Annotated in this window: 24 protein-coding genes; 16 read left to right on the top strand and 8 right to left on the bottom strand. The window is 73.2% G+C overall.

What is annotated here, in order from left to right; translation table 11 throughout:
• Positions 1 to 148: 148 nt before the first annotated feature.
• Positions 149 to 430: an HPr family phosphocarrier protein gene (locus tag OHA99_RS08810; RefSeq protein WP_007445064.1), complete on the bottom strand. Its 282-nt coding sequence runs from the start codon at positions 428 to 430 to the stop codon at positions 149 to 151.
• A gap of 201 nt (positions 431 to 631) precedes the next feature.
• Between OHA99_RS08810 and OHA99_RS08805 the strand changes: the two genes are divergently transcribed.
• The 4 genes from OHA99_RS08805 to OHA99_RS08790 all read left to right on the top strand — a co-directional run bounded on the left by OHA99_RS08805 (position 632) and on the right by OHA99_RS08790 (position 6,115).
• A complete protein-coding gene (locus OHA99_RS08805; RefSeq protein WP_153177581.1) occupies positions 632 to 3,478 on the top strand; it encodes a bifunctional GNAT family N-acetyltransferase/acetate--CoA ligase family protein in 2,847 nt (948 codons plus the stop codon).
• Between the two features lie 154 nt (positions 3,479 to 3,632).
• Positions 3,633 to 4,229: a DUF5998 family protein gene (locus tag OHA99_RS08800; protein WP_164382945.1), complete on the top strand. Its 597-nt coding sequence runs from the start codon at positions 3,633 to 3,635 to the stop codon at positions 4,227 to 4,229.
• Positions 4,229 to 5,422: an alkaline phosphatase family protein gene (locus tag OHA99_RS08795; protein ID WP_153177579.1), complete on the top strand. Its 1,194-nt coding sequence runs from the start codon at positions 4,229 to 4,231 to the stop codon at positions 5,420 to 5,422. The genes OHA99_RS08800 and OHA99_RS08795 overlap by 1 nt, the downstream gene beginning before the upstream one ends.
• 42 nt (positions 5,423 to 5,464) lie before the next feature.
• Positions 5,465 to 6,115: a thymidine kinase gene (locus OHA99_RS08790; RefSeq protein WP_153177578.1), complete on the top strand. Its 651-nt coding sequence runs from the start codon at positions 5,465 to 5,467 to the stop codon at positions 6,113 to 6,115.
• 47 nt (positions 6,116 to 6,162) lie between these two features.
• Here OHA99_RS08790 and OHA99_RS08785 read toward each other — a convergent pair whose 3' ends face one another.
• Complete coding sequence (locus tag OHA99_RS08785; RefSeq protein WP_153177577.1) at positions 6,163 to 7,038, bottom strand: PhzF family phenazine biosynthesis protein; 876 nt, start codon at positions 7,036 to 7,038, stop codon at positions 6,163 to 6,165.
• A gap of 60 nt (positions 7,039 to 7,098) precedes the next feature.
• Complete coding sequence (locus tag OHA99_RS08780; protein ID WP_153177576.1) at positions 7,099 to 7,902, bottom strand: VOC family protein; 804 nt, start codon at positions 7,900 to 7,902, stop codon at positions 7,099 to 7,101.
• 251 nt (positions 7,903 to 8,153) lie between these two features.
• Here OHA99_RS08780 and OHA99_RS08775 point away from each other — a divergent pair, with 251 nt between their 5' ends.
• Positions 8,154 to 9,005, top strand: a complete 852-nt coding sequence (locus tag OHA99_RS08775) for a sulfurtransferase (RefSeq protein WP_266570161.1) — start codon at positions 8,154 to 8,156, stop codon at positions 9,003 to 9,005.
• Between the two features lie 87 nt (positions 9,006 to 9,092).
• Here the strand turns inward: OHA99_RS08775 and sepH are convergent, their stop codons facing one another.
• On the bottom strand, positions 9,093 to 10,151 hold the full coding sequence (sepH, locus tag OHA99_RS08770) for a septation protein SepH (protein ID WP_153177574.1): 1,059 nt from the start codon (positions 10,149 to 10,151) through the stop codon (positions 9,093 to 9,095).
• A gap of 472 nt (positions 10,152 to 10,623) precedes the next feature.
• Here sepH and OHA99_RS08765 point away from each other — a divergent pair, with 472 nt between their 5' ends.
• Positions 10,624 to 11,535 (top strand): hypothetical protein, encoded by a 912-nt coding sequence (locus OHA99_RS08765; protein WP_405695123.1) that lies wholly within the window; start codon positions 10,624 to 10,626, stop codon positions 11,533 to 11,535.
• Here OHA99_RS08765 and OHA99_RS08760 read toward each other — a convergent pair.
• Positions 11,459 to 12,796: a D-arabinono-1,4-lactone oxidase gene (locus tag OHA99_RS08760; protein ID WP_405695121.1), complete on the bottom strand. Its 1,338-nt coding sequence runs from the start codon at positions 12,794 to 12,796 to the stop codon at positions 11,459 to 11,461. The two genes, OHA99_RS08765 and OHA99_RS08760, sit on opposite strands and share 77 nt — an antisense overlap.
• On the bottom strand, positions 12,738 to 13,994 hold the full coding sequence (locus tag OHA99_RS08755; protein ID WP_153177571.1) for an MFS transporter: 1,257 nt from the start codon (positions 13,992 to 13,994) through the stop codon (positions 12,738 to 12,740). The genes OHA99_RS08760 and OHA99_RS08755 overlap by 59 nt, the downstream gene beginning before the upstream one ends.
• Before the next feature lie 173 nt (positions 13,995 to 14,167).
• Between OHA99_RS08755 and OHA99_RS08750 the strand changes: the two genes are divergently transcribed.
• Complete coding sequence (locus OHA99_RS08750; RefSeq protein WP_153177570.1) at positions 14,168 to 15,295, top strand: ferrochelatase; 1,128 nt, start codon at positions 14,168 to 14,170, stop codon at positions 15,293 to 15,295.
• A gap of 8 nt (positions 15,296 to 15,303) precedes the next feature.
• Positions 15,304 to 16,122, top strand: a complete 819-nt coding sequence (locus OHA99_RS08745) for an inositol monophosphatase family protein (RefSeq protein WP_153177569.1) — start codon at positions 15,304 to 15,306, stop codon at positions 16,120 to 16,122.
• Between the two features lie 307 nt (positions 16,123 to 16,429).
• On the opposite strand, the gene OHA99_RS08740 is transcribed toward OHA99_RS08745, so the two are convergent.
• Positions 16,430 to 16,603, bottom strand: a complete 174-nt coding sequence (locus OHA99_RS08740) for a hypothetical protein (RefSeq protein WP_007387792.1) — start codon at positions 16,601 to 16,603, stop codon at positions 16,430 to 16,432.
• 439 nt (positions 16,604 to 17,042) lie between these two features.
• Here OHA99_RS08740 and OHA99_RS08735 point away from each other — a divergent pair, with 439 nt between their 5' ends.
• The 4 genes from OHA99_RS08735 to OHA99_RS08720 all read left to right on the top strand — a co-directional run bounded on the left by OHA99_RS08735 (position 17,043) and on the right by OHA99_RS08720 (position 20,619).
• Positions 17,043 to 17,696, top strand: coding sequence for a response regulator transcription factor (locus tag OHA99_RS08735; protein WP_007387794.1), 654 nt, complete (start codon positions 17,043 to 17,045; stop codon positions 17,694 to 17,696).
• Positions 17,697 to 17,702: 6 nt separating this feature from the next.
• Positions 17,703 to 18,947 carry a sensor histidine kinase gene (locus OHA99_RS08730; protein WP_405695117.1) on the top strand — a complete coding sequence of 415 codons (1,245 nt, stop codon included), beginning with the start codon at positions 17,703 to 17,705 and terminating at the stop codon, positions 18,945 to 18,947.
• 405 nt (positions 18,948 to 19,352) lie between these two features.
• Positions 19,353 to 19,649 carry a DUF4193 domain-containing protein gene (locus OHA99_RS08725; RefSeq protein WP_003993510.1) on the top strand — a complete coding sequence of 99 codons (297 nt, stop codon included), beginning with the start codon at positions 19,353 to 19,355 and terminating at the stop codon, positions 19,647 to 19,649.
• A 13-nt stretch (positions 19,650 to 19,662) separates the two neighbouring features.
• Positions 19,663 to 20,619: a hypothetical protein gene (locus OHA99_RS08720; protein WP_405695115.1), complete on the top strand. Its 957-nt coding sequence runs from the start codon at positions 19,663 to 19,665 to the stop codon at positions 20,617 to 20,619.
• A gap of 189 nt (positions 20,620 to 20,808) precedes the next feature.
• Here OHA99_RS08720 and OHA99_RS08715 read toward each other — a convergent pair whose 3' ends face one another.
• Entirely contained in the window at positions 20,809 to 21,273 is a 465-nt protein-coding gene (locus OHA99_RS08715; RefSeq protein WP_007387793.1) for a DUF3093 domain-containing protein, read from the bottom strand.
• A 57-nt stretch (positions 21,274 to 21,330) separates the two neighbouring features.
• Here OHA99_RS08715 and OHA99_RS08710 point away from each other — a divergent pair, with 57 nt between their 5' ends.
• From OHA99_RS08710 to OHA99_RS08695, 4 genes are all read left to right on the top strand, one after another.
• On the top strand, positions 21,331 to 21,915 hold the full coding sequence (locus OHA99_RS08710; protein WP_042821824.1) for a PaaI family thioesterase: 585 nt from the start codon (positions 21,331 to 21,333) through the stop codon (positions 21,913 to 21,915).
• On the top strand, positions 21,912 to 22,463 hold the full coding sequence (gene dut / locus OHA99_RS08705; protein ID WP_054099850.1) for a dUTP diphosphatase: 552 nt from the start codon (positions 21,912 to 21,914) through the stop codon (positions 22,461 to 22,463). The genes OHA99_RS08710 and dut overlap by 4 nt, the downstream gene beginning before the upstream one ends.
• Position 22,464: 1 nt before the next feature.
• Complete coding sequence (locus OHA99_RS08700; RefSeq protein WP_007387799.1) at positions 22,465 to 23,217, top strand: DUF3710 domain-containing protein; 753 nt, start codon at positions 22,465 to 22,467, stop codon at positions 23,215 to 23,217.
• Between the two features lie 195 nt (positions 23,218 to 23,412).
• Positions 23,413 to 24,105 (top strand): ABC transporter ATP-binding protein, encoded by a 693-nt coding sequence (locus OHA99_RS08695; protein WP_405695112.1) that lies wholly within the window; start codon positions 23,413 to 23,415, stop codon positions 24,103 to 24,105.
• Positions 24,106 to 24,168: the final 63 nt, after the last annotated feature.

Below are 24,168 nucleotides of genomic sequence, written 5' to 3'. Positions count from 1 at the left end.
TCCGGACCGCCTTTTCCGCCGCCCGAAAGAGGGTGTCTGGAAGAGAGCGTCTGAAACAGGGTGCCCGGAAGGGAACGCCCGGAAGAGAAAAGGAGAAAGGCCCGCCCGGTGGTGCCGGCGGGCCTTTCGGTGGTGCTGTCCGTCGGGATCAGACGGTCTCGGGAAGCTCCTCGAGCCCCTCGGCGACCAGCTTCGCCAGCCGGTCCAGGGCGGCCTCCGCGCCCTCGGCGTCGGAGGCGAGGACGATCTCCTCGCCGCCCTGGGCGCCGAGGCCGAGGACGGCCAGCATGGAGGCCGCGTTGACGGGGGACCCGTCGGCCTTGGCGATCGTCACCGGGACGCCTGTGGCCGTGGCGGCTCGGACGAAGATGGAGGCGGGGCGGGCGTGGAGACCCTCGGCCCAGCCGACGTTGACGCGGCGCTCAGCCATGTGATGCTGCCCTTCAGGTGTTCAGAGGGGTTGAAGTTGTCTAGACCAGGTTGTCTAGACCAGTTTCCCACATCGTGAAGCGAGCCGGGACGGCCGTGTGCGCCGTCCCGCGTGGCAGTCGGACCGCGGCCTCGGTCCGAGCTCCCGTCCTCCACAGACTGCCCCGCGCCGTTGTCGTACGCGAGCCGTAGTCTGGGGCCCATGCAGACCTCGTCGGACCGGCACGAGTACCCCGCCCACTGGGAAGCCGACGTGGTGCTGCGCGACGGCGGCACCGCGCGCGTCCGCCCCATCACCGTTGATGACGCCGAGCGCCTGGTCAGCTTCTACGAGCAGGTCTCCGACGAGTCGAAGTACTACCGCTTCTTCGCGCCGTACCCTCGCCTGTCCGCCAAGGACGTCCACCGCTTCACGCACCACGACTTTGTGGACCGGGTGGGACTCGCGGCCACCATCGGCGGCGAGTTCATCGCCACCGTACGCTACGACCGGATCGGCGCCGGCGGAGCACCCGCCACCTCCCCGGCCGACGAGGCCGAGGTCGCCTTCCTCGTCCAGGACGCCCACCAGGGGCGCGGCGTCGCCTCCGCGCTCCTCGAGCACATCGCCGCCGTCGCCCGCGAGCGGGGCATCCGCCGCTTCGCCGCCGAGGTGCTGCCCGCCAACACCAAGATGATCAAAGTCTTCAGGGACGCCGGTTACACCCAGAAGCGGAGCTTCGAGGACGGTGTGGTCCGCCTGGAGTTCGGTCTCGAACCCACCGACCGCTCGCTCGCCGTGCAGTACGCGCGCGAGCACCGCGCGGAGGCCCGCTCCGTCCAGCGGCTGCTCCAGCCCGGCTCGGTCGCGGTCGTCGGCACCGGCCGCACACCCGGCGGCGTGGGCCGCAGCATCCTCGGCAACATCCGGGACGCGGGCTACACGGGCCGCCTGTACGCCGTGAACAGCGCCTTCCCCGAGGAGCGCAAGGAGATCGACGGGGTCCCGGCGTGCCGCTCCGTGCGCGACATCGACGGGCCCGTCGACCTGGCCGTCGTCACCGTGCCCGCCGCGCACGTCCCGGACGTCGTCGCCGAGTGCGGCGAGCACGGCGTCCAGGGACTCGTGGTGATCACCGCCGGGTACGCCGACAGCGGCCCCGAGGGACGTGAACGCCAGCGCGCCCTCGTGCGGCAGGCGCGCTCGTACGGCATGCGGATCATCGGGCCCAACGCCTTCGGGATCATCAACACCTCCCCGGAGGTGCGGCTCAACGCCTCCCTCGCCCCCGAGATGCCGCGCCCCGGCCGGATCGGCCTGTTCGCCCAGTCCGGTGCCATCGGCATCGCCCTGCTCTCCCGGCTGCACCGGCGCGGCGGCGGGGTCACCGGCGTCACCGGCGTGTCCACCTTCGTCTCCTCCGGCAACCGCGCCGACGTCTCCGGCAACGACGTCCTCCAGTACTGGTACGACGACCCGGAGACCGACGTCGCGCTGATGTACCTGGAGTCCATCGGCAACCCGCGCAAGTTCACCCGGCTGGCCCGGCGGACCGCGGCCGCCAAGCCCCTGGTCGTGGTGCAGGGCGCCCGGCACGGCGGCGTGGCACCCCAGGGGCACGCCGTACGGGCGACCCGGCTGCCGCACGCGACGGTCTCCGCGCTGCTGCGGCAGGCCGGCGTGATCCGGGTCGACACGATCACCGACCTGGTCGACGCCGGACTGCTGCTCGCCCGCCAGCCGCTGCCCGCCGGACCGAGGGTGGCCATCCTGGGCAACTCGGAGTCCCTGGGGCTGCTCACCTACGACGCGTGCCTGTCCGAGGGGCTGCGCCCGCAGCCCCCGCTGGACCTGACGACGGCCGCCTCGGCCGACGACTTCCACGCGGCCCTGTCCCGCGCCCTGGCCGACGACACGTGCGACGCGGTCGTCGTCACCGCCATTCCGACGGTGGGGGAGGGGGCCGCCGGGGACGCCGCGCTGGCGGAGGCCCTGCGCTCGGCGGCGGCCGCGGTCCCCACCAAGCCGGTCCTCGTGGTCCACGTGGAGCTGGGCGGCCTGGCCCAAGCCCTGTCGGCGGCGGCGAGCACCGCCCCCCAGGCCGGCCCGGGCACCGGCGCCTCCCAGGGGGGCCCGGGTCCCGCCGAGGAGACCGTGCCCGCCGCCCCGGTCGAGCAGCCGCCCGCCGTGCGGGTTCCGGAAGGGGCCCGCCTGATCCCCGCCTACCCCGCCGCCGAGCGTGCCGTCCGCGCCCTCGGCGAGGCCGTCGCCTACGCCCAGTGGCGGCGCGACGCCGCCGACCCCGGCAAGGTGCCCGAGTACGAGGACATCGACGAGAAGGGCGCCGCCGAGCAGATAGCGGGATACCTCGCGCGCGGGCAGGGGCTCACCCTCGGCACCCGGGAGACCTGCGAGCTGCTCGGCAGGTACGGCGTCCGCGTCCACCGCGCCCTGCCCGCCCCCACCCCCGACGACGCCGTGGCCGCCGCACGGGCCCTCGGCTACCCCGTGGCCCTGAAGGCCACCGCGCCCCACCTGCGTCACCGCGCCGACCTGGGTGGTGTCCGGCTCGACCTCGCGGACGAGGAGCAACTGCGGCGGGCCTACGCCGAGTTGACCGAGCTGTTCGGGAAGCCCGCGGAGCTGCGCCCGGTGGTGCAGGGCATGGCCCCGCGCGGTGTCGACACGGTCGTACGCGCGGTCATCGACCCGGCGGCGGGCGCGGTGCTCTCCTTCGGCCTCGCCGGCGCCGCCACGCAGCTGCTCGGCGACATGGCGCACCGGCTGATCCCGGTCACCGACCGGGACGCCACCTCGCTCATCCGTTCGATTCGCACGGCGCCGCTCCTCTTCGGCTGGCGCGGCTCGGCCCCCGTCGACGCCGCCGCCCTGGAGGAGCTGCTGCTGCGGGTCTCGCGGCTGGTCGACGACCATCCGGAGGTCGTCGCGGTCACCCTGGAACCGGTCGTGGTCGCCCCGCACGGCCTGAGCGTCCTCGGTGCCTCCGTCCGCCTCGCACCCCCGCCCGCCCGCGACGACCTGGGCCCGCGGACCCTGCCGGCGTACTGACCCGCCGCGGCCCGCCGACGTTGCGGGCACGGCACGGGCACGCGGCCCGGGCATGCGGCACGGGCACGCCCCGGCGAGGGCCGAGCACGTCCCGTGCACCGTCCCGGGCGGGTACCCGCAGGACCGTCCCTCGCAGTCAGTGGGTCCCCGTAGGATGGACGGCATGGCCAAGACCAGTACGACGACCCAGGGGCTGCGAGCGGCGATCGAGCGCAGCGGCTACTACCCGGCCCTCGTGGCCGAGGCGGTGGAGGCCGCCGTGGGCGGCGAGCCCGTGCGGTCGTACCTGGTCCACCAGGAGACGACGTTCGACCAGAACGAGGTGCGCCGGCACGTGACCGTGCTGGTCCTCACCGGCAACCGCTTCATCGTCAGCCACACCGACGAGCAGGCTGCCGACGACACCTCCCCGACGCCGTACGCCACGACGTCCACGGAGTCCGTCAAGCTCGGCCGGATCTCGTCCATCGTCGTCAGCCGCGTCGTCGCCAACCCCGAGCAGTACAAGCCGGGCACGCTGCCCCGCGAGATCGTGCTGACCATCGGCTGGGGCGCCGTCTCCCGACTCGACCTGGAGCCCGCCGCCTGTGGCGACCCCAACTGCGAGGCGGACCACGGCTACACGGGCAGCTCCACGGCCGACGACCTCAGCCTGCGCGTCAGCGAGGCCGGCGACGGCCCCGAGACGGTGCGCCAGGCGCTCGCCTTCGCCCAGGCTCTGTCCGAGGCGACCGCGGACCCCACGCGCTGATGGCGCAGCACACCGCCTGGGACACCCACCCGGAACCGCTCCCCGTCGACTCCGCGCCCGTACCCCAGTACGGCACGGGCTCGCTCGCCGACCTGCTGCCCACCCTGGCCGCCGGCCTCGGCGTCCCCGGCATGACCGCGGGGATCACCGAACTGACCCCCGCCGACCGCAACTGCGTCTTCCTCATCGACGGCCTCGGCTGGGAGCAGTTGCGAGCCCACCCGGACGACGCGCCCTTCCTCAGCTCGCTGCTGGACAGCTCGCGCGGCGGCACCGGACGCCCGATCACGGCCGGCTATCCGGCGACCACGGCGACCTCCCTGGCCTCCGTCGGCACCGGTCTGCCGCCGGGCGCCCACGGCCTGCCCGGCTACACCGTGCGCAATCCCGACACCGGCGCGCTGATGAACCAGCTGCGCTGGCAGCCGTGGACCGCGCCGGGACCCTGGCAGCCGTATCCCACCGTCTTCGGCCTCGCCGCCGAGGCGGGCGTGCACGCCGCGCAGGTCTCCTCGCCCACCTTCGCCAACACCCCGCTGACCAAGGTCGCGCTCAGCGGCGGCGAGTTCCACGGACGCCTGTCCGGCGAGGACCGGATGGACTGCGCCGCCGAGCAGCTGGCCCGCGCCGACCGCGCCCTCGTGTACACGTACTACGCCGAGGTCGACGGCGCCGGCCACCGCTTCGGCGTCGACTCCGACACCTGGCGCGGCCAGCTCGGCCACGTCGACCGGCTCGTCCAGCGCCTCGCCGAGCAGCTCCCGCCGCGCAGCGCCCTGTACGTCACCGCCGACCACGGCATGGTCGACGTGCCCTTCGACGAGGAGCACCGCATCGACTTCGACGAGGACTGGGAGCTGAAGGCGGGCGTCGCCCTCCTCGGCGGCGAGGGCCGCGCCCGCCACGTCTACGCCGTCCCCGGCGCGCACAACGACGTGCTGTTCTGCTGGCGCGAGGTGCTCGGCGAGCAGTTCTGGGTGGCCTCCCGGGACGAGGCGATCGCGGCGGGCTGGTTCGGCCCCCGCATCGACGACCGGGTGTACGACCGTATCGGCGACGTGGTCGCCGCGGCCCGCGACGACGTCCTGCTCATCGCCTCCGAGCGCGAGCCCAAGGAATCGGCGATGGTCGGCAACCACGGCTCCATGACCCCCGCCGAGCAGCTCGTCCCGCTGCTCGAAGTACGCTCCTGACCGCTCACGTCCCCGTCCCTGCCGAAAGGTGCCCAACCCCTCATGCCCGAGCTGGTGTTCTTCTCCGGAACGATGGACTGCGGGAAGTCGACACTGGCTCTCCAGATCGAGCACAACCGCTCGGCGCGCGGACTGGCCGGCATGATCTTCACCCGTGACGACCGCGCGGGCGAGGGCAAGCTCTCCTCCCGCCTCGGCCTGGTCACCGACGCGGTGGAGGTCGGGGACGGCCAGGACCTCTACGCCCACGTCGTCGACCACCTTTCCCAGGGCGGCCGGGTGGACTACGTCATCGCGGACGAGGCGCAGTTCCTCGCCCCGGACCAGATCGACCAGCTCGCGCGCGTGGTCGACGACCTCGACGTCGACGTGTACGCCTTCGGCATCACCACCGACTTCCGCTCCAAGCTCTTCCCCGGCTCCCAGCGCCTGGTGGAGCTGGCCGACCGGGTCGAGGTGCTCCAGGTCGAGGCCCTGTGCTGGTGCGGCGCCCGCGCCACGCACAACGCCCGCACCGTCGGCGGCGTCATGGTCGTCGAGGGCGCCCAGGTGGTCGTCGGGGACGTCGCCCAGTCCCCGGACGAGATCGGCTACGAGGTGCTGTGCCGACGCCACCACCGACGCCGTACGACCGCCGCGACGGCCCGCGCGGCGGCACTGTCGCCGGACGTGCTGCCCGTCTCCTCGGGCTGACGCGTCTCACCGGGCGCGCTCGGCGGGGAGTGGCAGGGACTGGCCGTTCAGCCGATGCGGGTCCCCGAGCCGCCGACCCGGACGCGGTCGTCGTCCGCGCGCAGCGTGACCGTGAGCTCGCCGGGCCGGCCCAGGTCCTCGCCCTGATGCAGGGTGAGGACGGCGTCCGCGGGGACGAGGCCCAGGTCACGGGCGTACGCACCGAACGCGGCGGCCGCGGCGCCGGTCGCCGGGTCCTCGACGACGCCGCCGACGGGGAACGGGTCACGGACGTGGAAGACGGTGTCCGACTCCCGCCACACCAACTGCACCGTGGTGAGGTCCAGTCGGTGCATCAGGGCCTCGAGGCGGGCGAAGTCGTACGCCAGCTCCGCGAGGCGGGCGCGGGTCGCCGCCGCGAGTACGAGGTGACGTGCGCCGGCGAAGGCGATCCGGGGCGGAAAGGCCGGGTCGAGATCGGCGGCCGGCCAGTCGAGCGCGGCGAGCGCCTCCCCGAGGTCGGCGTCGGTGACCTCCTCGACGTGCGGGGCGACGCTGGTGAGCGTGGCCCTGACCGCCCCGCCCTCCTCGGACACCGTCACCGGCACGGTACCGGCGCGGGTCGCGAACACCAGCTCCCCGGGGCCGATCCGCTCGGCGAGCGCGACGGCCGCCGCGACCGTGGCGTGCCCGCAGAACGGCACCTCGGCCTTGGGGCTGAAGTAGCGGATGCTGTACGCCCGCCCCTCCTCGCCGCCCAGGTCCTCCGGGGGTGCGGTCAGGAACGCGGACTCCGAGTACCCGAGCCCGGCGGCGACGGCCAGCATCTCCGCGTCGTCCATACCGGAGGCGTCCAGCACGACACCGGCGGGGTTTCCGCCGTCGGGGGTGCTGGAGAAGGCGGTGTAGCGCAGTACCTGGGGTCCCGCGGCATTCGTCGTCATGATCGCGGCAACACGGGGTGGGTCAGGCGTATTCCGGTGCCACCGGACGCCCCCACCGGCTCAGCGCGGACGCTGCAACAGCGCGAACCGAGCCCCCTCCGGATCGGCCACCGTCGCCACCCGCCCGTGGGCCGTGTCCCGGGCCGGCGTGAGGACGTGCCCGCCCAGGCCGGTCAGCAGCTCCACGGAGGCGTCCGCGTCGGCCACCTCGAAGTACGTCATCCAGTGCGGGCCCCGGTCGCGCGGCAGGGCGTCGCCGACGCCTTGGAGGGCGGCGACGGGGCGGCCGTCGAGGAGCAGGGTGACGTGGTCGCGTCCGGGGGCGGCGTCCGGGGCCGGTTCGAAGCCGAAGACCGTCTCGTAGAACTTGGCGACGCCCCTCGTCTCGTACGTCAGCAACTCGTTCCACGCCGGGGTGCCGGGGACCCCGGCGACGGCCGTGCCCAGGTGCGCGGCCGCCTGCCAGATGCCGAAGACGGCGCCCGTCGGGTCGGAACCGATGGCCAGGCGGCCCGCCTCGCCCGCGTCCAGGGGACCGACGCCGACCGTGCCGCCGCACAGGCGCACCGTTTCGGCCGTCCGGTTGACGTCGTCGGAGGCGAAGTAGGGCGTCCAGGCGGTGGGCAGTTGCCGGTCCGGGGGCAGCTGTCCGATACCGGCCACCTCCCGCCCGTCGAGCAGGGCCCGCGCGTACGGGCCCAGTTGCTGGGGTCCCGGCCGGAACTCCCAGCCGAACAGGGCTCCGTAGAAGTCGTGGGTGGCGGCCGGTCCGTGCACCATCAGGCTCACCCAGCAGGGCGTGCCGGGCGCGCGCCGGGCGTTCGTCTCGCCGATCCGGCTGTCCGATCCCCGTGCGTCGGTCATCGTCACCCTCTTCTCGGCCCTCCGCGGGCCGTGCGTCCGCTTCCGCTCCGACGGGCTTTCGCGGCCTTCGCGCCGAAGCCGGCACCGGATCCGGTGCGGCGCTTCGGGCCTGCTCGCGCTCTCGGGGCAGCCCGCCCTGCCCGGGCAGTACAGCATGTGCCCGAACCCGTACGCCTCGTGATCGGTACTGTCCGGCGGGCAGAGTAGCCCGACATCGACGCCTCGGCCACTCGGTACGTCAGGATGGGGCCATGAACGCCATCATCACCGCATCCGAACTGGCCGGCGAACTGGCGGGCGCCCACCCGCCCGTCCTCCTCGACGTCCGCTGGCAGCTGAGCACGGCGAAGGCGGCCGGGGCCCCGCCGTTCGACGGCCGGGCCGCGTACGGGGCCGGGCACCTGCCGGGTGCCGTCTACGTCGACCTGGACCGGGAACTCGCCTCCGCGCCCGGCGCGAGCGGCCGTCACCCGCTGCCCGACGTGGCGGAGTTCGGCGCGGCGATGCGCCGGGCGGGCGTGTCGTCGGGGCGGCCGGTCGTCGCCTACGACGGCGGACAGGGGTGGGCGGCGGCCCGTGCCTGGTGGCTGCTGCGGTGGGCGGGTCACCCGAACGTGCGAGTCCTCGACGGCGGGTTGACGGCCTGGGAGGGATCGCTGTCGACGGACGTCCCGACGCCCGCGGAGGGCGACTTCGCGCCGGCGCCGGGCGCGGCGGACCTGCTGGACGCGGACGGAGCCGCCGCTCTGGCCCGGTCCGGGGTGCTGTTCGACGCCCGCGCGGGGGAGCGCTACCGGGGCGAGGTCGAGCCGATCGACCGGGTCGGCGGTCACATCCCCGGCGCCGTGTCCGCGCCCACGACCGCCAACGTGGCCGCCGACGGGCGCTTCCTGCCGGCCGGGGAACTCCGGGCGCGCTTCAAGGGCCTGGGGGCCGCGGAGGACGGCGCGGTCGGCGTGTACTGCGGCTCGGGGGTGTCGGGCGCCCACGAGGTCCTCGCGCTGGCGGTGGCGGGCATTCCGGCGGCGCTGTACGTGGGGTCGTGGTCCGAGTGGTCGTCGGACCCGGACCGGCCGGTCGCGGTGGGGCCGGACCCCCAGTAGGACGCAGGGCTCCCGCAGGAGGGAGCGGGACGGAGGTCGGGGCCGCACCCGCCGGTGCGGCCCCTTCGGTTGCTCGGTCGGAGCCGGCTACTCCTGCTTCTTGCGCCGGGTACCGAACACGATCTCGTCCCAGCTCGGCACCGCCGCACGGCGGCCCGGCCGGACCCCGTCGGCCTCGGCCTGGCGGTCGGTGGAACCGGTGAGGCGGTCGCGGTGGCTGGCCACCGAGCGCGGCATGAGCACGTCCGCGTAGGCGGAACCGGCCGATGCCGCGGGCGCGGGCGGCTCCTCCACCTCGGGCTCCTCGACGGGCTCCTCCACCGGTTCCGGAGCACGCTCGGGCACCACCAGGTCGCCCCGGAAGCTCGGTACGGCCTCCAGCAGGCTGGTGAGCGAGTCGCGTTCGCGTTCGGCCGAGGCGGTGGCCGCGGTGTCGTCGGCCGGCTCGGACGGCGGCGGTGGCAGGCTCGGCCGCTCCCGCTGCTCCCGGTCGAGGGTGCGGTCCAGCGGCCGGTCGCGGGGCAGCCGGGCGATGCGCGGCACGAACGGGAAGCTGGGCTCGGGCGCGGCGAGGTCGTCGGACTCGCCGATCAGCGCGCGCGCCTCCGCGTCGACGGCCTGGACGAGCCGCCGGGGCGGGTCGTACGTCCAGCTCGCCGAGTGCGGTTCGCCCGCGACCAGGTAGACCAGCAGGACCTCCCAGGTGCCGTCGTCCCGACGCCAGGAGTCCCACTGGACGGTGTCCTTGTCCGCGCCGCGCAGCAGCAGTCGCTCCTGGACGGCCTCGCCGAGGGGCGGTCCGGAGTTCTCGCCGGGGCGGCGGACGGGGGTCTTGCGGGCCCGCTCGGCCATGAAGGCACGCTCGGCGAGCACGGGGCCCTCGAAGCGCCGTACGCGGTCGACGGGGATGCCGGCCATCTGGGCGACCTCTTCGGCGGTCGCGCCGGCTCGTATACGTGCCTGGATGTCGCGGGGGCGGAGATGGCTCTCCACCTCGATCTCGATCTGGCCGAGGCGGGGACGGTCGCCGCGCACGGCGGCCCGGAGCCGCTCATCGATCGGAAGCGTGTACTCCGTGCTGTCCGCAGCCTTCAGCACCAGCCGTGTGCCGTCATTCGAGACGGCCACGACACGCAGTTCGGGCATGGGGACCTCCCGGGTGGTGCCTGCCGACGTCACGTGCGTCGCTGCTTCCGCTCTGTCGAGTGTGACCTGCCCGGGTGCAGCCTGCCACAACCTTGCCGAGTTGCCCGGCGTGTCGGGCACGGGCCCTGGATCGCCGTTATGGCACGGTTACTTGTTCGCAACGCTAAGTGACCAACTCGGTCACCCTGTGCAAGTAGCCCCCTCCCGGCGGTCCTTCGAGGTGCCGGACCCCCTGTCGGGAGACCGGCTCCAGGGCTCGCAACAGTACTCCATTCGGACCACGTGCGTGGATTGGCGCGCCGCCCGACTTCTCGCAAGAGGTGGTGCCCGGCCGTCTCCGGTGCGGTTTCCGTGATCTTGGACGTGGCGTACTTCACGCAATCACCAGAAACGGAACTAATGGTTTCGGTCGCACGTCCCTTTCTCGTGCAGTTGATCGCTCCCGTGCCGGAAAGGAAGGCAAGGTCCGAGGATGCGTGAAAGGTCCGATGACGCGGAGGCCGACGTGAGTTCGAAGGGGGAGCCCAGGCGGATCGACCTGAGCGTGCCCCAGGTCGCCGGCAGCGCCCTGGCCGCGGTGGTGGCCGCCAAACTCGCCTCCTCCTTCGGCGTCTACGGCACGATCGCCGGCGCCGGCCTGATCAGTGTCGTCGCCACCTGCGGGGGCTCGGTGCTCCAGCACTTCTTCCGGCGCACCGGGGAGCAGATCCGGGTGAAGCGCACCGTCACCGCCGTGCGGATCGGTGGGCGGACCGTGTCGGTTTCGGCGGCGGTGCCGGATGCGGGGCCGGTTTCCGCCGCGGGACCGGTCTCGGCCCCGGCCCCGGGGGATTTCACCGAGGGGACCGTCTACCGCGCGCGGACCAGGGGCTGGCGGCGCCCGCTGATCGCGGCGGCCCTCGTCTTCGGCGTCACCATGGCCGGGATCACCGCGTACGAGGTCGCCTCCGGCCAGAACCTGAGCGGCGGCCGCAGCACCACCGTGGGCAGCGCCTTCACCGGACACCACGAGTCCGCGCCGGATTCCGGGGAGTCGGACGGCTCCGGCGACTCCGAGGACGCGCAGGACGGCCGGGACCCGGGTGATTCCGGTGTCCCGGGCGACGCGGAGGAATCGGGCGACTCGAAGGGCTCCGGTTCCGGCGGCGACACCCCCGCCGCCACCCCTTCCGGGAGCCCGGAGGGCGGCGGTACGGAGGGCGGCGGTACGGAGGACGGCGGCACGGCGTCCAGCCCGGCGCCCACCCCGGACGCCACCGGCGACGAGGGCACCGGCGGCACCGGTGTCCCCGACCCGGGTGCCTCGGCTACGGCCCCAGAACCCGGCGCAAGTAGTCGTTCAGGAACAGACGTTCCGGGTCGAGACGGTCCCGCAGCGCCGTGAACTCGCCGAAGCGCGGGTACACCCGGGAGAAGTACTCGGCGTCCCGGGTGTGGATCTTGCCCCAGTGCGGCCGCCCCTCGTGCGCCGTGAAGATCCGCTCGGCGGCGGTGAAGTACGCCTGATAGGGCGTGCCCCGGAACATGTGGACGGCGATGTACGCGCTGTCGCGCCCCGAGGCGGTGGACAGCGTGATGTCGTCGGCCGGGGCCGTGCGCACCTCGACCGGGAAGCTGATCCGCAGCCGCGAACGGTCCACCATCGTCCTCAGTTCGCGCAGCACCCCGACGACGGCCTCGCGCGGAACGGCGTACTCCATCTCCACGAACCGCACCCGGCGGGGTGATGTGAAGACCTTGTAGGGAGTGTCCGTGTACGTCCGCGCGGAGAGTGCCCTGCTGGAGATCCGGGCGATCGCCGGGACGGCGGCGGGTGCCGCGCGGCCGACCCAGTTCGCCGCCTGGAAGACGCCGTTGGAGAGGAACTCGTCGTCCAGCCAGCCCTGGAACCGCCCCACCGGCCGCTCCGGACCGGCGCTGCGGTTGTTGCGCTTGGTGTTGGTGCTGCCGGTGTGCGGGAACCAGTAGAACTCGAAGTGCTCGTTCTCCGACCACAGTTCGTCGAAGTCGGACAGGACCCGGTCGAACGGCATCGGTTCCTCGCGGGCCGTGAGCAGGAAGACCGGCTCCACGGCGAAGGTGATCGCGGTGACGACGCCCAGCGCGCCGAGGCCGATCCGCGCCGCGGCGAACACCTCGGGGTTCTCGTCCGCGGAGCAGGTCAGCACCGAGCCGTCCGCCGTGACCAGCTCCAGCGCCCGGATCTGCACGGCGATCGAGGCGGAGTCGCGGCCCGTGCCGTGGGTGCCGGTGCTGGTGGCCCCCGCGACGGTCTGCTCCATGATGTCGCCCATGTTGGTCAGCGACAGGCCCTCACGCGCGAGCGCCATGTTGAGCCTCTTGAGCGGGGTGCCGGCCTCGACCGTGACCGTCATCGCGTTGCGGTCGATGCCGCGGATGCCCGTCAACAGTTGAGGGCGGATCAACATGCCGTCCGTCGCGGCTATCGACGTGAACGAGTGCCCGGTGCCGACCGCCTTGACCCGCAGCCCGTCCTCGGCCGCCCTGCGAACGGCGGCGGCCAGTTCGTCGACGGAGGCGGGAGCGGCCTCCCGCGCGGGGCGCGCCGAGACGTTGCCGCCCCAGTTACGCCATGTGCCGTTCCGGCCGTTCGTCCTGCCGCTCGCCGTGCGTGTGCTGCTCAACGGTCCCTCCCCGACGCGGTGCCGGCCGCTTGAGCCGGCGGTACCCGAGGAAACCGACCGCGACCGCGACGGCCCCGGCCACCGCCGGAACCCCGTACCCGGCACGCGCCCCGGAGGCGTCGATCACCCAGCCGCCCGCGGAGGAGCCGAGCGCGACCCCCACCGCGAGTCCGGTACTCACCCAGGTCATGCCCTCGGTGAGCTGCGTGCGCGGCACGTGCTCTTCGATGAGGGACATGGTCGTGATCATCGTGGGAGCGATGGACAGACCCGCAACGAACAGCGCCGCGGCCAGAAACGGCAAGTTTCCGACCAGTAGGAGGGGGATCATACTCACGGCCATCGCACACACGCCCAGGAGCCAGCGGCGCTCCGGCGGCCCGGCGAAGCGCAGCAGCCCGAAAATCATGGCCGCCGTGCACGATCCCGCCGCGTAGAGGGCGAGGACGAGGCTGGCGGCGGCCTTGTGCCCCTCCTCCTCGGCGAACGCCACGGTGACCACGTCGATGGCCCCGAAGATCGTCCCCGTGGCCGCGAAGGTGCCGACCAGCACCTGGAGGCCCCGGGAGCGCAGTGCGGTGCCGCCGCCCGTGTGCTCGCGCGGGTGCGGTTCCGGCTCGGTGGCGCGCTGCGAGGTCAGCCAGAAGACACCCGTCGCCAGGAAGCAGGCGGCGAGCAGCGGCCCGGCCTCCGGGAACCAGGCCGTGGACAGGCCGATGGAGACGATCGGGCCGAAGATGAAGCAGACCTCGTCCACCACGGACTCGAAGGAGTACGCGGTGTGCAGCTGCGGCGTGCCCCGGTACAGGGCCGCCCAGCGGGCCCGGACCATCGCGCCGAGGCTCGGCACGCAGCCGATGCCCACGCAGGCCACGAACAGCACCCAGTCCGGCCACCCGTAGTGCGCGGCGAGCAGCAGGAGCGCCGCCGCGGCCAGTGACACCAGGGTCGCCGGGCGCAGCACCCGGCGCTGCCCGTACCGGTCCACCAGACGCGAGACCTGCGGGCCGGCCACGGCGGCGGCGAGCGCGATGGTGGCCGACAGGGCGCCGGCCAGTCCGTACCGCCCGGTCAGCTGGGAGATCATCGTCACCACGCCGATGCCCATCATCGACAGCGGCATCCGGCCGAGGAAGCCCGCGGCGGAGAAGCCCTTGGTGCCGGGGAGGGCGAACAGGGCGCGGTAGGGACTGGCCAACGAGGTCTCCGAAGCGGCTCAGTGACGGCAGGGCGACGGCTTCGTAAGGTGCGAACGCAGTCGATACAGCTTACTCGGCGCCGCGCCCGAAGCCACCCCCTCGGACCTGGTGACACGCACGGTCGGTACCCCACCGTTTCCCCGCTGTCAGTGCCGGGTGGCAGGATCGGGGCATGCCAGACGTGCTCGATGCCAGCCCCTACGACGCCCTGCTCCTGCTCTCGTTCGGCGGCCCGGAGGGCCCGGACGACGTGGTCCCGTTCCTGGAGAACGTGACGCGGGGGCGCGGCATCCCCAAGGAACGCCTCAAGGAAGTCGGCCAGCACTACTTCCTCTTCGGCGGGGTCAGCCCCATCAACGACCAGAACCGCGCCCTGCTGGACGTCCTGCGCAAGGACTTCGCCGAGCACGGTCTGGACCTGCCGGTCTACTGGGGCAACCGCAACTGGGCGCCGTACCTGACGGACACCCTGCGCGAGATGGTCCGCGACGGCCGCCGCCGCATCCTGGTGCTCGCCACCAGCGCGTACGCCTCGTACTCGGGCTGCCGCCAGTACCGCGAGAACCTCGCGGACGCGCTGGCGGCCCTGGAGGCCGAGGGCCTGGAGCTGCCGGAGATCGACAAGCTCCGGCACTACTTCAACCACCCCGGCTTCGTCGAGCCCATGGTCGACGGGGTCGTCCGCTCCCTCGCCGAGCTGCCCGAGGAGGTCCGGGAGGGCGCGCAGATCGCGTTCTGCACCCACTCGATCCCGACTTCCGCCGCCGACACCTCCGGACCGGTCGAGGAGCACGGCGACGGCGGGGCGTACGTGCGCCAGCACCTGGACGTGGCGCGGCTGATCGCCGACGCGGTCCGCGAGCGCACCGGCGTCGACCACCCCTGGCAGCTCGTGTACCAGTCGCGCTCGGGTGCGCCGCACATCCCGTGGCTGGAACCCGACATCTGCGACCACCTGGAGGAGCGGCACGCGGCCGGTGTCCCCGCCGTGGTCATGGCGCCCATCGGGTTCGTCTCCGACCACATGGAGGTCCTGTACGACCTCGACACGGAGGCCACCGCCAAGGCCGGTGAGCTGGGGCTGCCGGTGCGCCGCTCGGCCACCGTGGGCGCCGACCCCCGTTTCGCGGCCGCCGTCCGCGACCTCGTCCTGGAGCGGGCGGGCGACGAGCGCGGGCAGGAGGTCACGCCCTGCGCCCTCGGCACGCTCGGGGCGAGCCACAACCTGTGCCCGGTCGGCTGCTGTCCCGCCCGTGCCCCCCGGCCCGCGGCGGCCGGTGCCGACAGTCCCTACGCCTGAGGAGCCCCGTGACCGACGTGACGCCCGACCCGCTCCATGCCGACCTGCTGAAGATCGCCCAGGAGGCGGCCCACCGCGCGGGCGAGCTGCTGCGGGACGGCCGCCCGGCCGACCTCGCGGTCGCCGCCACCAAGTCCAGCCCGATCGACGTCGTGACCGAGATGGACATCGCCGCGGAGAAGCTGATCACCGGGCTGATCGCCGACCGCCGCCCCGACGACGGCTTCCTCGGCGAGGAGGGCTCCGCCACGGAGGGCACCAGCGGTGTCCGCTGGGTCATCGACCCGCTCGACGGCACGGTGAACTACCTCTACGGGCTCCCCACCTGGGCGGTCTCCATCGCCGCCGAGCAGGACGGCGAGCGGGTGGCCGGTGTGGTCGTTGCCCCGATGCGGGGCGAGACGTACCACGCGCTGCTGGGCGGCGGCGCCTGGGCCACGGGTGCCTGGGAGGGCGAACGCAGGCTCGCCTGCCGGTCCGCGGCCCCGCTGGACCAGGCGCTGGTCTCCACCGGTTTCAACTACGTCGCCGACGTCCGCGCGGAGCAGGCCGAGATCGCGCGGCGGCTCATTCCGCTGGTGCGGGACATCCGGCGCGGCGGCTCGGCCGCGATCGACCTGTGCGACGTGGCCGCGGGACGCCTCGACGGCTACTACGAGCGCGGACTGCATCCCTGGGACCTCGCGGCGGGCGACCTGATCGCCCGGGAGGCGGGCGCGGTGACGGGTGGACGCCCCGGTGAGCGTCCCGGCGCCGATCTGACCATCGCCGCCACTCCGGCCGTCTTCGAGCCGCTCCAGAGCCTCCTGACGGACTTCGGCGCGTAGGCCTCCGGCGGCCGGGCGGAAGCCGGGTGCCGGCCGGCGCGGGGGAGTGCCGGGGGCGCGGCCCTCCGGCGCCTCGGGCCCGGCCTCCCCGGCCGTGTGCAGCCTGCCGGGCCGAGTGGTGCGGCGCGAGGTGGGACCCTCGGCGCGGGGGAGTGGCGTTCCGTCGGCGGCGTGGCCGGTGGCGACAACCCCGGCGGGGCCCGGCGACCGCCTCCTGCCCGGCCGCCGGACGGCACCGCGCACGAGCACCGCGCACGACGAGGCCCCGGCGCTGGAACTCGCCGGGGCCTCGTCCTTCGCGGGCCGATCAGGCGTTGGTCGCGCTGACCTCCACACCGTGCTCGGCAGCGAGACGGCGCAGATCGTCGAGCTCGCCCAGCTCCACCTCGACAAGGAACTCGTCGCCCTCGTCGCGGGCCCGGGAGAGGTCGGACTCGGTCGTCTTTATGCGCTGCAGAAGTCCTGCGGTGAAAGCGTCCATGCTGCGCCCCCTCGTCCTGGGTCGTGGGTCGTTGGCACGGGGGTGTGCCGGTCGGAAGGGACGATCACGTCTCCGGTGGAGTGCCCAGCGCAGCCCCACCGGGCGGCGACGGTGCCGGACACCCACGCCCGCTCTGCGGAAGCGGACCGCGGCGTACCGCGCGGTAACGCGGTACAGGCAGAGCGTGATCGCGGGGTGTAAAGCCGTCCTCCCCCGGCTCCCCTTCGCGGAAACCTCAACCGCGCGAGAAAATCTCGCATTCCCGCTTCCGCGGTCTTTCCGCATGCTTCTTCGCCACCGGCTCCGGCACCGGCCCCTCACCCGTCTTACAGCCGACTTATGGCCGAAAAGGGCAGGATGGAGGCAACACACCCACCAGCCCCCTGCCCTCGTGCGTCCGAGAAGCGCTACGCGGGTGGACACAGGAAGGACAAGCGACGTGCGCGTACTCGTCGTCGAGGACGAGCAGCTGCTCGCCGATGCGGTGGCCACCGGACTGCGCCGGGAGGCCATGGCCGTCGACGTCGTGTACGACGGTGCGGCCGCCCTGGAGCGCATCGGCGTCAACGACTACGACGTGGTCGTCCTCGACCGTGACCTCCCCCTCGTGCACGGCGACGACGTGTGCCGCAGGATCGTCGAGCTGGGCATGCCCACGCGCGTGCTCATGCTCACGGCCTCCGGCGACGTCAGCGACCGGGTCGAGGGCCTGGAGATCGGCGCCGACGACTACCTGCCCAAGCCCTTCGCGTTCAGCGAGCTGATCGCCCGCGTGCGCGCCCTGGGCCGGCGCACCAGCGTGCCCCTGCCGCCCGTCCTCGAGCGCGCCGGGATCAAGCTCGACCCGAATCGCCGCGAGGTCTTCCGCGACGGCAAGGAGGTGCAGCTCGCCCCGAAGGAGTTCGCCGTGCTCGAGGTCCTGATGCGCAGCGAGGGCGCCGTGGTCTCCGCCGAGCAGTTGCTCGAGAAGGCCTGGGACGAGAACACCGACCCGTTCACCAACGTCGTGCGCGTGACCGTCATGACCCTGCGCCGCAAGCTGGGCGAGCCGCCCGTCATCGTCACCGTCCCCGGCTCCGGATACCGGATCTGACCGGCCGTGGCGACGACACCCGCGCCCCCCGGGGCGCCCCCCAAGCCCACGTGGGACCCGCGCTCGGCCACACCGCTGCCGTGGCTGCGCCCCACCATCCGGATAAGGCTCACGCTGCTGTACGGCGGCATGTTCCTGATCGCCGGCATCCTGCTGCTGTCGATCATCTACCTGCTCGCCGCCCAGGCGGTGCGCACCGGCAACGAACCGCTGTACAAGATCGTCGACTTCACCGACCTCAAGGTCTCCAGCAGCACCTGCCCGGTCGTCGACAACGGCGGCCTCTCGCTGTCCGACTTCAACGCGGCCATCAGCGACTGCATGGACCACCAGCGCAAGGTCGCCCTGGACAACCTGCTCAGCCGCTCCCTGCTGGCGCTGCTCGGCCTCGCCGTGATCGCCTTCGCCTTCGGCTACGCCATGGCCGGGCGCGTCCTGTCCCCGCTGGGCCGGATCACCCGCACCGCGCGCGCGGTGGCGGGTTCCGACCTCTCCCGCCGGATCGAGCTGGACGGCCCGGACGACGAGCTGAAGGAGCTGGCCGACACCTTCGACGACATGCTGGAGCGGCTCCAGCGGGCCTTCACCGCCCAGCAGCGCTTCGTGGGCAATGCCTCCCACGAGCTGCGCACGCCGCTGGCGATCAACCGCACCCTCCTGGAGGTGCACCTGTCCGACCCGGGCGCACCGGTGGAGCTCCAGCAGCTCGGCAAGACGCTGCTGGCGACCAACGAACGCAGCGAGCAGCTGGTCGAGGGCCTGCTGCTGCTCGCCCGCAGCGACAACCAGATCGTCGAGCGCAAACCGGTGGACCTCGCCGAGGTGGCCGGCCAGGCCATCGACCAGGTGCACGCCGAGGCCGACACCAAGGGCGTGGAGCTGCGCGGCACCCGCGAGGCCGCGGTGGTCCAGGGCAACGGCGTCCTGCTGGAGCGGATCGCCCTGAACCTCGTCCAGAACGCCGTGCGCTACAACGTGGCCCAACAGGGCTGGGTGGAGGTCACCACGGCCGTGGAGGGCGGACAGGCGGTCCTGGTGGTCACCAACACGGGCCCGGTCGTACCGGCGTACGAGGTGGACAACCTCTTCGAGCCGTTCCGGCGGCTGCGCACCGAGCGGACGGGCAGCGACAAGGGCGTCGGGCTCGGGCTGTCCATCGCGCGGTCCGTGGCCCGGGCGCACGGCGGGCACATCTACGCCCAGCCGCGTGAGGGCGGAGGGCTCGTGATGCGCGTGACGCTGCCCGTCTGAGATCATGACCCCGACATCTCACCGAGACCCGAGGATGTTCGCTTTGAGCGGAATTTCCAGGCCACCGGCCCAGGAGTCGCGTGTGTGATCGATCACAACGAAGACTTTCCCGCCGTCTACTCTCCGTGATCATGCACCCTGTCGGAAAGCCGGGAAAATCCCGGTTTTCAGGGGTCCGGATCACGGGAAGTACACGGTGAGACGCCTTTGAAGTGCGGCATTCGGACCGTGTACGGTCCCCATCGCCATCCAAGCCGATCACTCGAGAGAGGGCCGGTTGGGTGTCGATTGAGTAACAGACCTTGATGTGAGGCAAAATCTCCGCCTCGGGTCGGGCACAAGTCCGGCCTCTCACGCGTTACGTGCGCTGAAGACACCGCAGACACCCAGAGGGGGAGAGCGACCATGGCAACCGATTACGACACTCCACGCAAGACCGACGACGACGTCGACTCGGACAGCCTCGAAGAGCTGAAGGCGAGGCGGAACGACAAGTCCGCCTCGGCCGTCGACGTCGACGAGTTCGAGGCCGCGGAAGGCCTCGAACTTCCCGGCGCCGACCTCTCGAACGAGGAACTGGCCGTCCGTGTACTGCCGAAGCAGCAGGACGAGTTCACCTGCATGAGCTGCTTCCTGGTGCACCACCGCAGCCAGCTGGCCCGGGAGAAGAACGGCCAGCCCATCTGCCGCGACTGCGACTGAGGCGGGGTCGGCCGTGACCACCGGCTCGACCCCTCCCTGGAAGCGCCGTTTCTCCCGACGAGGAGCGGACCAAGGGCCGTCCGACGGTCCCTACAGCGCGCGTGACGACGAGCGGGGCCCGACCGATACAGGTAAGGCCCCGCTCGAGCCAGTGGCCGACCGGAGTGACCTCCCGGCGACCACGCAGCCTCCGGCACCCGCTGCCCGGCGCCGGGCAGCGGCGTTCCGGGAGAAGGCCGGACAGGGCGTGCGCAACGGCGGCGCCCGCGCCAGAGCGGCCCTGGGGCACCTCGCCGACCGGATCATCGACCTGGCGCCCCGCGTGCCCGTCCGGGACCTGGCGACGCTGCGCGGGCAGTTCCCCGGCCTCGGCCCCGAAGAGCTCGCCGACCGGCTGGTGGCCGGCGCGGCCAAGGGCACGGCCACCGTGGGAGCGGGCATCGGAGCGGCGGCGATGCTGCCCGTACCGCCCGCGATGCCCACCGAACTCGCCGCCGAGATCACCGGCGTCGCGGCGATCGAGCTCAAGCTGATCGCCGAACTCCACGAGGTCTACGGCGTACGCCCGCCGGGCGGCCTCGCCCAGCGCAGCACCGCGTACCTGAACTCCTGGTCCGACGAACGCGGCGTCGACGTGTCCAAGCCGTCGACCCTCGGCTCGGCGATGAACAGCCACATGAAGCGCCAGCTGCGCCAGCAGATCATGAAGCGGATGGTGCGCGACCTGCCGAACCTGATGCCCTTCATGGTGGGCGCGGCCGTGGGCGCCGTCATGAACCGCCGCGACACCAGAAAGCTGGCCGCGAGAATCCGCACCGACCTGCGCAGGCACCAGGTCGCCTGGAGCGCCCTGGAGGACCTCCCGGCGCTGGAACGGCCGCAGGACGCCCTGGACATGGGCGAGATCGCCAAGGGGATCGGAACCGGCCGGACCGGCCGCGGGGAAAACTTCGGCAAAGACGGGCACTGACCGCTGCCGCCCGCCCGTCCGCCCGGGACGAGCGACGAGACCGGCCGCACGGGATGCCGCGCACCGGGGCCCCGTCGCCCCACCGCCCGCGCCAACACCCTTCGACCGCCCTGCGGGCCGTACGGACCGAACCGCTCCGGCGCCCCCGCGGTGCCGCGCCCGGCCCCGGTCCTGACCGCCGGACAGGCGCTACGCGGCGGCCGCCTTCGCCGCCGTCAGGGCCTCGATCAGCCGCTCCGGCTCGCGCGTCGACAGGTACAGGTACGGAGTCGGGTCCTCCGGGTCCGTGACCAGCACCCGTACCGCCCGCGGGATGTAGGCGCGCAGCAGCAGGAACGCCCGGGCGTCGGCCTTGTACGTGCGCCAGGCGCGGGCCTCCTCCGGATCGAGGATCTCCGCCTCGCCCAGCGCCGAGACCGGCACCCGCGCCTCGCCCGCGATCAGCGAGTCCCCCACGACCCGGATGCGGACCGCGCCGTACGAACTGGCCGCCACCGCCGCCACCGCCGTGCCGCCCGCCAGGCCGCCCAGCATCGGCAGCGTGCCGAAGGGCAGGAGGATCAGCGCGAACGCCAGCCCCACCAGGAAGGAGACCAGCCACCAGGAGCGGGGCGCGGTGAGGCGTTCTTCGTACGGAGCCGTGGAGAGCTGCATGAACCAAGCTTGGCACGGGGTCGGTGTTCGGCCGACGCACGGGTAAGGTCTGCGCCTGTGAGTGGTACTTCCCCAGGTCTTCAGCCCCCCGCCGACGCCGTGAAACCCGTACGGCACCCCGACGCGCCCGCCCCCGGCGAGCTGCTCGGCGCCCACTACGGCCAGTGCTTCGGCTGCGGCGGCGACCAGCCCCACGGACTGCACCTCCAGGCGCGGGCGGGCGAAGGCGTGTCGATCACTGCCGAGTTCGTCGTCCGCCCCGCCCACCAGGGCGCCCCCGGCCTGGCCCACGGCGGTGTGCTGGCCACCGCCCTGGACGAGACGCTGGGCTCGCTGAACTGGCTGCTGCGCACGATCGCGGTGACCGGACGGCTCGAGACCGACTTCCGGCGGCCGGTGCCCGTCGACACGACGCTGTACCTCGAGGCCGAGGTGACCGCGGTGGCCGGCCGCAAGATCTACTCCACCGCCACCGGCCGGATCGGCGGGCCCGACGGCCCGGTGGCCGTCCGCGCCGACGCCCTCTTCATCGAGGTCAAGGTCGAGCACTTCGTCCAGAACGGCCGCGAGGAGGAGATCCGCGCCGCCATGGACGACCCCGACCAGCTCCGCCGCGCCCGCGCCTTCGAGGTGAACCCGTGAGCGGCGCGGGGCTCGAGGTGCTGATCCGCCGCGTCGATCCCGACGTGCCGCTCCCGGAATACGCGCAGCCCGGAGACGCGGGCGCCGACCTGCGCACGACCGCCGACTGCGAGCTGGCGCCCGGCGAACGCGCCGTTCTGCCCACGGGCGTGTCTGTGGCGCTCCCCGAGGGGTACGCGGCCTTCGTGCACCCACGTTCCGGACTGGCCGCCCGCTGCGGTGTCGCCCTCGTGAATGCCCCGGGGACGATTGATGCCGGGTACCGTGGGGAGATCAAGGTGATCGTGGTGAATCTCGACCCGCGCGAAAGCGTGCGGTTCGAGCGCTTCGACCGGATTGCCCAACTGGTCGTCCAGCAGGTCGAGAGGGTCCGCTTCCGTCAGGTCGCGGAGCTTCCCGGCTCGGCGCGGGCCGAGGGGGGCTTCGGATCCACCGGCGGCCACGCCGGATTGGACCCTGCAAGCGGCACAAGCGGTCAGGTCGCCGAAGGCGGCCCGACGGGTGGGAATCGATACGCTTCGGTCGTATCCGACCGGGAAGGACAGTGACGTGTTCGGACGTCGCAAGAAGAACGACGCCGCCGAGGACGCGGCCGGCGAGACCGAGCAGGTCGTCGACAGCGTCGACACCGAGGCGGACGAAGAGCGCGAACGCGTGCGGCTCGAGCCCGAGCCGCGCCCCGACGGGCCCTGGGACAGCACCGAGGTCCGCGACCCGGGCGAGGGCCGGGTCGACCTCGGCGGCCTGTTCATCCCCGGGGTCGACGGCATGGAACTGCGGGTGGAGGTCGCGGGCGACGCGATCGTCGCCGCGACCGTCGTCCTGCGCGACAGCGCCATCCAGCTCCAGGGTTTCGCCGCCCCCAAGCGCGAGGGCATCTGGGGCGAGGTGCGCGAGGAGATCGGCTCCGGCATCACCCAGCAGGGCGGCATCATCGACGAGGTCGAGGGTCCGCTGGGCTGGGAGCTGCGGGCCCAGGTCCCGGTGCAGCTGCCGGACGGCACGGGCGGCTTCCAGGTCGTGCGGTTCGTCGGTGTGGACGGGCCCCGCTGGTTCCTGCGCGGTGTGATCTCGGGCCAGGGCGCGGTGCAGCCGCAGGCCGCCGGTCTGCTGGAGCAGATCTTCCGGGACACGGTCGTCGTCCGCGGTGACGGCCCGATGGCCCCCCGGGACCCCATCGTCCTGAAGCTGCCGAACGACGCGCAGATGGTCCCCGAGGGTGTCCAGCAGGAGGAGGGCTCCCGCTTCGCCGGCGGCATGGGCCAGCTCCAGCGCGGACCGGAGATCACCGAGGTGCGCTAAGCAAAGACTTGGTACGGCTTTCCGCCGTACGCGAGCCACGACGCGGCCGCGCCCTCGAAGGGGCGCGGCCGTCGGCGTCGGGGCGGACGTGTGCTCGTACGGGCCCGGGCGATCCGGTCCCGGCCGTTGAACCCGCCGCCTGCGCCGGTGATACTGGCGCCCGGTTTCACGGCGTACGACGGGGGAGGGCGCGACATGAGCCAGGTGGCCACCGAGACCATGGTGCGCGTCGCGGACGTGCGGAAGTCGTACGGCCGCGACAGCGCCGCCGTGCACGCCCTGCGCGGCGTCTCCTTCGACGTGCCGCGCGGTGAGCTGGTCGCCCTCAAGGGCCGGTCGGGGTCCGGGAAGACCACGCTGCTCAACATCGTCGGCGGCCTCGACACCCCCGACGCCGGGCGGGTCCAGGTCGACGGCCGGGACCTCGCGGAGCTGGACGAGGACGGACTGCTCGCCCTGCGCCGCGACCGGGTCGGCTTCGTCTTCCAGTCCTTCGGCCTCATCCCGATCCTCACCGCCGCCGAGAACGTCGGCGTCCCGATGCGCCTGCGCCGGGCCGCGCCCCGGGAACGCGAGGAGCGCGTCGAGCTGCTGCTCGCCCTCGTCGGCCTCGCCGACCACGCCGCCCAGCGCCCGGGTGAGCTGTCCGGCGGCCAGCAGCAGCGGGTCGCCATCGCCCGCGCCCTCGCCAACAACCCCGCGCTGCTGATCGCCGACGAACCCACCGGCCAGCTGGACGCCGAGACCGGGCACTCGGTGATGGAGCTGCTGCGGGCCGTCGTACGCAGCGAGCGGGTCACCGCCCTGGTCGCCACCCACGACGCCACCCTGCTCGACCTCGCCGACCGGGTGCTGGAGCTGCGGGACGGGGAGAGCGCCGAGGGGTGACACCGCCCGGGGCGGCCGGCCGTCAGGGTTCCGTCAAGGACGACCGGCATCCGCATCCCCGCC

The organism is Streptomyces coelicoflavus, from assembly GCF_045041415.1.
GTDB classification, from domain to species: Bacteria; Actinomycetota; Actinomycetes; order Streptomycetales; family Streptomycetaceae; genus Streptomyces; species Streptomyces coelicoflavus.
Note: the sequence above shows the minus strand (reverse complement) of the source record. Positions and strands in the feature narration are given on the sequence as shown.

Bases quoted from the DNA above. Each gene is read 5' to 3' on its own strand.
- OHA99_RS08810 (WP_007445064.1), bottom strand. From the start codon at position 430: ATGGCTGAGCGCCGCGTCAACGTCGGCTGGGCCGAGGGTCTCCACGCC.
- OHA99_RS08805 (WP_153177581.1), top strand. From the start codon at position 632: ATGCAGACCTCGTCGGACCGGCACGAGTACCCCGCCCACTGGGAAGCC.
- OHA99_RS08800 (WP_164382945.1), top strand. From the start codon at position 3,633: ATGGACGGCATGGCCAAGACCAGTACGACGACCCAGGGGCTGCGAGCG.
- OHA99_RS08795 (WP_153177579.1), top strand. From the start codon at position 4,229: ATGGCGCAGCACACCGCCTGGGACACCCACCCGGAACCGCTCCCCGTC.
- OHA99_RS08790 (WP_153177578.1), top strand. From the start codon at position 5,465: ATGCCCGAGCTGGTGTTCTTCTCCGGAACGATGGACTGCGGGAAGTCG.
- OHA99_RS08785 (WP_153177577.1), bottom strand. From the start codon at position 7,038: ATGACGACGAATGCCGCGGGACCCCAGGTACTGCGCTACACCGCCTTC.
- OHA99_RS08780 (WP_153177576.1), bottom strand. From the start codon at position 7,902: ATGACCGACGCACGGGGATCGGACAGCCGGATCGGCGAGACGAACGCC.
- OHA99_RS08775 (WP_266570161.1), top strand. From the start codon at position 8,154: ATGAACGCCATCATCACCGCATCCGAACTGGCCGGCGAACTGGCGGGC.
- sepH (WP_153177574.1), bottom strand. From the start codon at position 10,151: ATGCCCGAACTGCGTGTCGTGGCCGTCTCGAATGACGGCACACGGCTG.
- OHA99_RS08765 (WP_405695123.1), top strand. From the start codon at position 10,624: ATGCGTGAAAGGTCCGATGACGCGGAGGCCGACGTGAGTTCGAAGGGG.
- OHA99_RS08750 (WP_153177570.1), top strand. From the start codon at position 14,168: ATGCCAGACGTGCTCGATGCCAGCCCCTACGACGCCCTGCTCCTGCTC.
- OHA99_RS08740 (WP_007387792.1), bottom strand. From the start codon at position 16,603: ATGGACGCTTTCACCGCAGGACTTCTGCAGCGCATAAAGACGACCGAG.
- OHA99_RS08725 (WP_003993510.1), top strand. From the start codon at position 19,353: ATGGCAACCGATTACGACACTCCACGCAAGACCGACGACGACGTCGAC.
- OHA99_RS08715 (WP_007387793.1), bottom strand. From the start codon at position 21,273: ATGCAGCTCTCCACGGCTCCGTACGAAGAACGCCTCACCGCGCCCCGC.
- OHA99_RS08695 (WP_405695112.1), top strand. From the start codon at position 23,413: ATGAGCCAGGTGGCCACCGAGACCATGGTGCGCGTCGCGGACGTGCGG.